3 protein-coding genes are annotated in these 6,544 nt (G+C 65.5%); 1 reads left to right on the top strand and 2 read right to left on the bottom strand.

Annotated features, from left to right (window positions below; genetic code table 11):
* Window positions 1-217: 217 nt before the first annotated feature.
* Window positions 218-1,246, top strand: coding sequence for a LacI family DNA-binding transcriptional regulator (locus JNN06_RS12260; RefSeq protein ID WP_291239877.1), 1,029 nt, complete (start codon window positions 218-220; stop codon window positions 1,244-1,246).
* Window positions 1,247-1,289: 43 nt separating this feature from the next.
* On the opposite strand, the gene JNN06_RS12265 is transcribed toward JNN06_RS12260, so the two are convergent.
* Both JNN06_RS12265 and JNN06_RS12270 read right to left on the bottom strand, forming a co-directional pair.
* On the bottom strand, window positions 1,290-4,757 hold the full coding sequence (locus JNN06_RS12265) for an error-prone DNA polymerase (RefSeq protein WP_291239878.1): 3,468 nt from the start codon (window positions 4,755-4,757) through the stop codon (window positions 1,290-1,292).
* Window positions 4,754-6,217 (bottom strand): DNA polymerase Y family protein, encoded by a 1,464-nt coding sequence (locus tag JNN06_RS12270; RefSeq protein ID WP_291239879.1) that lies wholly within the window; start codon window positions 6,215-6,217, stop codon window positions 4,754-4,756. Before JNN06_RS12270 ends, JNN06_RS12265 begins: the two co-directional genes overlap by 4 nt.
* Between the last annotated feature and the right edge of the window lie 327 nt (window positions 6,218-6,544).

Consider the following 6,544-nt stretch of genomic DNA (forward strand, 5'->3'; position numbering starts at 1 on the left):
ATGTCCTGATAACCTTCAAAAATCCCATGTCGATCACTCCATTTGCCCCCAGCTGGTTCAAGCCGGGGCAAGGTTGCACATGGGTCAATTCTCAATGACAATTTCCGCTGTTGCCGGGTCAAATCTCAGTGGCAATCAACAATGATGATTTCATTTCGCTTCAAAGTTCGGGATTCGTGAAATGAAATGAGTGCTGCGCGTCTTTGGGTGAATTTGAATGAAAAGACCTACGATCCCGGACCTCGCGAAGGCGGCAGGCGTGTCCGTCTCGACAGTCAATCGCACGCTCAACGACCCCGAATCCGTCCGCCCTGGAACCCTTGCCCACGTTCTGGCAGCGGCAGAACGGATCGGCTTCTATGGGGTCGGGACCATCGAGCATGGGGTGCGCGCGGCACAATCCACCCACCGGCTGGGCGTTCTGCTTCAGCGAAATGACCGGACCTTCTACCGCGTCCTCGGCGAGTCCATCGCGGATGCTGCCGCGAACTGGCAAGGCGCGTGGATCGAGCTTGTTCTCGAGCACCTCGAAGATCTTACTCCCGAGAAGGTCGCCGCGCATATTGTCGAGTTGGGACAGAAATGCGAATCCATGGTGATCGTCGCCCCGCAGCACCAGTTCGTGGCGGATGCAATCGACAGCGTCACCGACCGCAGTGTGCCCGTCACCTCGTTGATCGGCCCGCTTTCGGCGCATTGCAATATGAGTTTCGTCGGCCTCGGCAACTGGAAGGTCGGTCGGACCGCGGCCTGGGCGTTCAACAGAATGGTTCGGGTCCCCGGCAAGATCGGCATCCTGGTCGGCAGTCACCGCCTCAGGAACCAAGAGATGAATGAAAGCGGTTTCCGGTCCTATTTCCGCGAACACAACACGGATTTCACTTTACTGGAGCCCTTGCCGACCTATGAGTCAGCGGTTGTTGCGCGTGAACATGTCGAGAAGCTCCTGACCGACCATCCTGACATGTGCGGGCTCTACATTTCCGGCGGTGGCGTGACAGGTGCCATCGCTGCGCTGCGCGCCATGCTCAAACGGCCGGATTTTGTTGCGGTTGGGTACGAACTCTTTGATGCCACAAAGGCCGAATTGATTGACGGAACGATTTCGCTGCTCATCTCGCACCCGATAGAACGCTTCGCACGTGAAACGATCGCGACGTTGATCCGGACAAAGGCCGGTGGTCGCGACGGTGATGCGCACAGGGTAACCTTCGCCTTCGACGTCTACACGCCCGAAAGTGTCTAAGGCCAATATGAATGACCGCTTTCCGCCCTCCACGTCGCACTTTTCAATGAAAATCCCGGCTTGGGAACAGCTTTTTCACCTGTTCGCGGGGATGGCGGGCGGTACTGCGCAGGGCGCCGCCCGAGGGGCGAAGGGTTTCGTCAGCGCGGCCATCGCTGAAGCGGGGCAGGGCGTGGCCCAGCGTGCCCAGCAGGGTGGAGGCATCCTCGATCCGTTCGGCGATCAGGTGGGTGGTGGGGCCATCGCGCTGGATGCGGGCGGTGACGCGCAACAGGCGCCCGGTGACCACGGCCTTGCGGAAGGTTTCATAGACCTTGCGCCAGACCACCACATTCGCCGTGCCGGTTTCATCCTCCAGCGTCAGGAAAATCACCCCCGAGGCGGTGCCGGGGCGTTGGCGGGTGATGACAAGGCCGGTGACGGTGACGCGGCCTTGCCATGTGGCAAGCCTTTGATGTGGCGTGCTTTCCGGCAAGAACGGGCGCAAGACTTCCAGCGGATGGGCGCGCAAGGACAGGCGCAGGGCGAGGTAATCCTCGACCACCTCCTGGCCCAGCGTCATCTGCGGCAAGGCCACCTGAGGCTCCGCGCCGCCCTCGCCATCGGGGCCGAACAGCGGCAGGGGGGCGGGGGCGCGCAGGGCCTTGGCGGCCCAGAGCGCATCGCGGCGGGTCAGGCCAAGGGCGGCGAAGGCATCAGCCTCGGCCAGCCGCTCCAAAGCGTCGGGATGAACACCGGCCCGGCGCCAGAGACTTTCGACATCGGGATAGCCATTGCCGCGCGCGGCGGCGAGCCAGGCGGCGTCTTCCTCCCGCATCCCCTTGATCTGCCGGAAGCCAAGCCGGAGGGCCAGGGCGCCATCCGGGCGCGGTTCCAGCGTGCAATCCCAGACCGAATGATTGACGGAGACCGGGCGCACCTCGACCCCATGATCGCGGGCATCGCGCACCAGCTGGGCCGGAGCATAAAAGCCCATCGGCTGGCTGTTCAGCAGGGCGCAGGTGAAGGCCGCCGGATGGTGGCATTTCAGCCAGGCCGAGACATAGACCAGCCGGGCGAAGCTGGCGGCATGGCTTTCGGGGAAGCCATAGCTGCCAAAACCCTCGATCTGGGCAAAACAGCGGGCGGCGAAATCGGCATCATAGCCCCGCGCCAGCATGCCTGAGATGAAGCGGTCGCGAAAACTGCCGATGGTGCCCATGCGTTTGAAGGTCGCCAAAGACCGCCGCAGCTGATCGGCCTCGGACGGGGTGAAGCCTGCCGCCACCACCGCAATCTGCATCGCCTGTTCCTGAAACAGCGGCACGCCATAGGTGCGGCCCAAGACCTCCATCATGGCGGGGCCTAGGTCTTCGACCGGCTCGCGCCCCATGCGGCGATTAATGAAGGGATGCACCATGCCACCCTGAATGGGGCCGGGGCGCACGATGGCGACCTCGCAGACCAGATCATAGAATTTGCGGGGCTGCATTCGGGGCAGAAAGTTCAGCTGCGCCCGGCTTTCCACCTGAAACACCCCGATGGCATCGGCGCGGCACAGCATGTCATAGACCTGTTCACGCTGGCTGTGGTCGAAAGGGCTCTGCGCCACAAGGCCATGATCCGGTTTCAGGCTGGCCAGATCAAGGTCGATTCCCCGATGGTCGGCCAGAAGGCCAAACGCCTTGCGGATGCAGGTCAGCATGCCCAGGGCGAGGATGTCGACCTTCAGCAATCCCAAGGCATCAATATCGTCCTTGTCCCATTCGATGACGGTGCGATCTTCCATTGCGGCATTTTCGATGGGGCAAAGCTCATCGAGCCGCCCCTGGGTGATGACGAAGCCGCCGACATGCTGGCTCAGATGGCGGGGAAAGCCGATGATCTCGGCGATCAGGCGGATGGCCAGTTGCACGCGGCGATCCTCGGGGTTGAGGCCCGCATCGCGGATGCGATCCTCATTCGGCGCCGAGGAGGACCAGCCCCAGATCTGCCCCGAGAGGCGGGCGACGACATCCTGGCTGAGGCCCATGACCTTGCCGACCTCGCGGATGGCGGCGCGGGCGCGGAAATGGATCACCACGGCGGTGAGGCCCGCGCGATGGCGGCCGTAACGCTCATAGATCCACTGGATCACCTCTTCGCGGCGTTCATGCTCGAAATCGACGTCGATATCCGGCGGCTCGCCGCGTTCCTTGCTGATGAAGCGTTCAAAGATCAGGGTGATGCTCTCGGGCGGCACTTCGGTGATGCCCAGCAGGTAGCAGACCACGGAATTCGCGGCCGAGCCGCGCCCCTGACACAGGATGCCCTGCGATCTGGCAAATCGCACGATGTCATGCACGGTCAGGAAATAGGGCGCATATTCCACATCGCGGATCAGGGCCAGTTCCTTTTCCACTCGATGCACGATCTTGGGCGGCGGGCCTTCGGGATAGCGCCAGTGCAGCCCGGCGCGGGCGAGGCGTTCCAGCCGGTCTTGCGCAGGTTCGCCGTCTTGCGACTCGTCGGGGTATTGATAGCGCAGATCGTTCAGGCGAAAGGCGCAGCGGTCGGCGATTTCCAGCGTGCGGCGCAGGGCGGCGGGGTAGCGCGCGAACAGGCGCGCCATCTCGGCCCCGGATTTCAGGCGGCGCTCGCCATTGGCCAGCCGGTGCTGGCCGATATTGTCGATGGTGCAGCCAAGGCGCAGGCAGGTCAGCACATCGGCCAGCGGGCGCCGGGCCGAGCGGTGCATCAGCACATCGCCCAGGGCGACCAGGGGCATATTGGCGATTTGCGACAGTTGGAAAAGGCGGTCGAGCCGGGGCTGGTCGCGCCCGTCATAGCGTGGGGCGGCGCCCAGAAAGCACTGGCCGGGAAAGGCGCGGGTGATCGGGTGCAGATCGGGCGGCGCGGGCTGTTCCAGCGGGTCGGGCGGCAGCGCGATCAGGATCATGCCCTGCCCCCATTCCAGCAGATCGGCGCGGGTCAGGTGGCATTCGCCCTTGGACGCGCGGCGCTTGCCCAAGGACAAAAGCCGCGTAAGCCGCGACCAGGCCGCCAGATCGGTGGGCAGCGCCAGCCATTCCACCGCGCTGTCGGTCAGCACCAGCCGCGCCCCCGGGATCAGCCTGGGCAGGGGGGCTGCGGGCAGGCGGGGGGCCTCGGTCGTGCCGGTGAAATGCGGCACGGTCTGGCGGCTGGAATGATCGGTCACCTGTTGCGAGCGGATGGTTGGGCCGTGGCTGTCAGCCTCGGCCTCAGTCTCGGGCTCGGCCCGCAGACGGGCCAGTTCCTTCAGCGCGGAATAGGCCCGCACCACGCCCGCCACGGAATTGCGGTCGGTGATGGCGAGGGCGGCAAGGCCCAGTTCGGCGGCGCGAGTGACCAGTTCCTCGGGGTGGGAGGCCCCGGTGAGGAAGGTGAAATTGCTGGTCACGCACAGTTCGGCATAGGCGGGGGCGCCAGACAGATGGGGGGCGCTGCCCCCCTCTTGGCCTGCGGCCAATTCACCCCCCGGAATATTTGGGCCAAGATGAAGGCGGGTCATGGGAATTCGCCCTGCGCATACCAGCCGGGATTTTGCGGCGTGTGAAACAGCCACAGGCGCGGGCCTTGCCGGGTTTCGATGCGCCAGTAATCGCGCAACCCGCTGCGCCAGGCGGGATCATCCAGCCACCATTCCGGGGTGATCCGCTCTGGCCCGGTGGCGCGCAGGGTGGTGAGCTGCATGCGGCGCCAGCGGAATTGCACGGGCGGGTGGCCGGTGGCGTTGACGGCCTCGGGCGGGAAGAGGATGGCCGGGCGGTTGCGATGGGTCCGGCTTGGCGCAGGCTGGCTATAGGCGGCAGGGGCGAGGCTGAAGCTGCGTTCGGGGATCAGGCTGTCACTGGGCAGCAGGCGCAGCACGCGGTCAAAGCCGATGCGATTGCCCAGGGAGGAGAGGAGGTCGGCCAGTGCGTCTGCTTGATGGGCAGCAGGGGTGGACCCGATCTGTTCGGGCGCCAGCGGTTCGGTGACCGGGGCCGACAGGCGCAGCGCGTCGATGCCAAAGCCCGCGTCGATCTCCTCCACACTCTTGGCAAACAGCGCCTTGATGCGGGCCGGGTCGCGCATCGGACGGGCGAGGCCAATCTCGATCTGGCTGGCCTGACGGTCCACCCGGCGCAGGTCCAGCCGCAGGCGCCGCGCGCCGCGATGGTGGGCGGCCAGTTGCGCGCAAAGCCGGTCCAGCAGGCGCTCCAGCCCGGCCATCACATCGGCGAGCAGGCCAATCGGTTCGGGCAGGGTCATCCGCACCCCGAAATGGGGGGCCTCGGGCGGGGCGGCCACGGGTTCGGCTTGCATGCCAAGCGCCTGATCCAGCCGCAGCACAAGCCCCGGCCCGAAGCGCCGCGCGAGGGGCGCGCGGGGCAGATGCGCCAGATCGGCAATCCGGGTCAGCCCCATGCGGGACAGCGCCTCGGCGGTGGCCTGATCGACCCGCAGCGCCGTGACGGGCAGCTTGCCCAAGCCCTCCAGCAGCCGCCCTTCGGCCAGAATCCCGCCACCATGGCGCGCCAGAGCATGGGCCGCGCCACGGCTGGGGGCGATGGCGGTTTGCGCCTGCAAGCCCGCGCGATCCAGCCGCGCTTGCAGGTCGTCGCGCAAGGCCGCCTCGCCGCCAAAGAGATGCGGCACGCCCGAGATATCGGCCATCAATCCATCCGGCCCATCGACCGAAACGAGTGGCGCATAACGCCCCGTCCAGCGGCGCAGGGCGGCCAAAGCGGCGGCCTCGGCTGCCAGATCGGCGGGTCGGGTCACCAGATCGGGGCAGATGGCGCGGGCATCGGCCAAGGCCATGCCACGGTGCAACCCAAGCGCCTGCGCAGGCCGGTTCAGGCAATGCAGGTGATCGGCATTGCCCGACCGCAGGGTCAGGGCGAAGGGCCCTTCAACGGGCTGGCTTCGCAGGCTGCTGTCGCTCGCCAGCCTCGGAAACCAGATGGAAAGCAGCCGTCGTGCCATCCCAGTGCAGCATCCAATCGCCGTTAGTTCCTCTTTTGTTCTTATTAATCTGCCAGTGATACAGAGTCGAGTCCTCTCGCCCTGGCGTAGGTTCGCAGTGCCAGCGGGTTTCCGAAGCCGCGCCGCCATCAGGCGGCTCACCGCCCGCTACGAAGGCGATGGCCGGATCTGCAAGCTCGCCCCTCAGCGGCTCTTCGATTTCCTATCATTTTCAACACCATGCGGGCCAGCACGATATGGTGCTGACCGATATGGCGGCCAGCCACACGACCATCGGCCCCCGCCCCTTCCACCCCGATGACGGCCACCATCAGGAGGAGATCGAAC

The sequence above is a fragment of the Gemmobacter sp. genome, assembly GCF_016792925.1.
In the GTDB taxonomy this organism is placed as follows: domain Bacteria; phylum Pseudomonadota; class Alphaproteobacteria; order Rhodobacterales; family Rhodobacteraceae; genus Gemmobacter.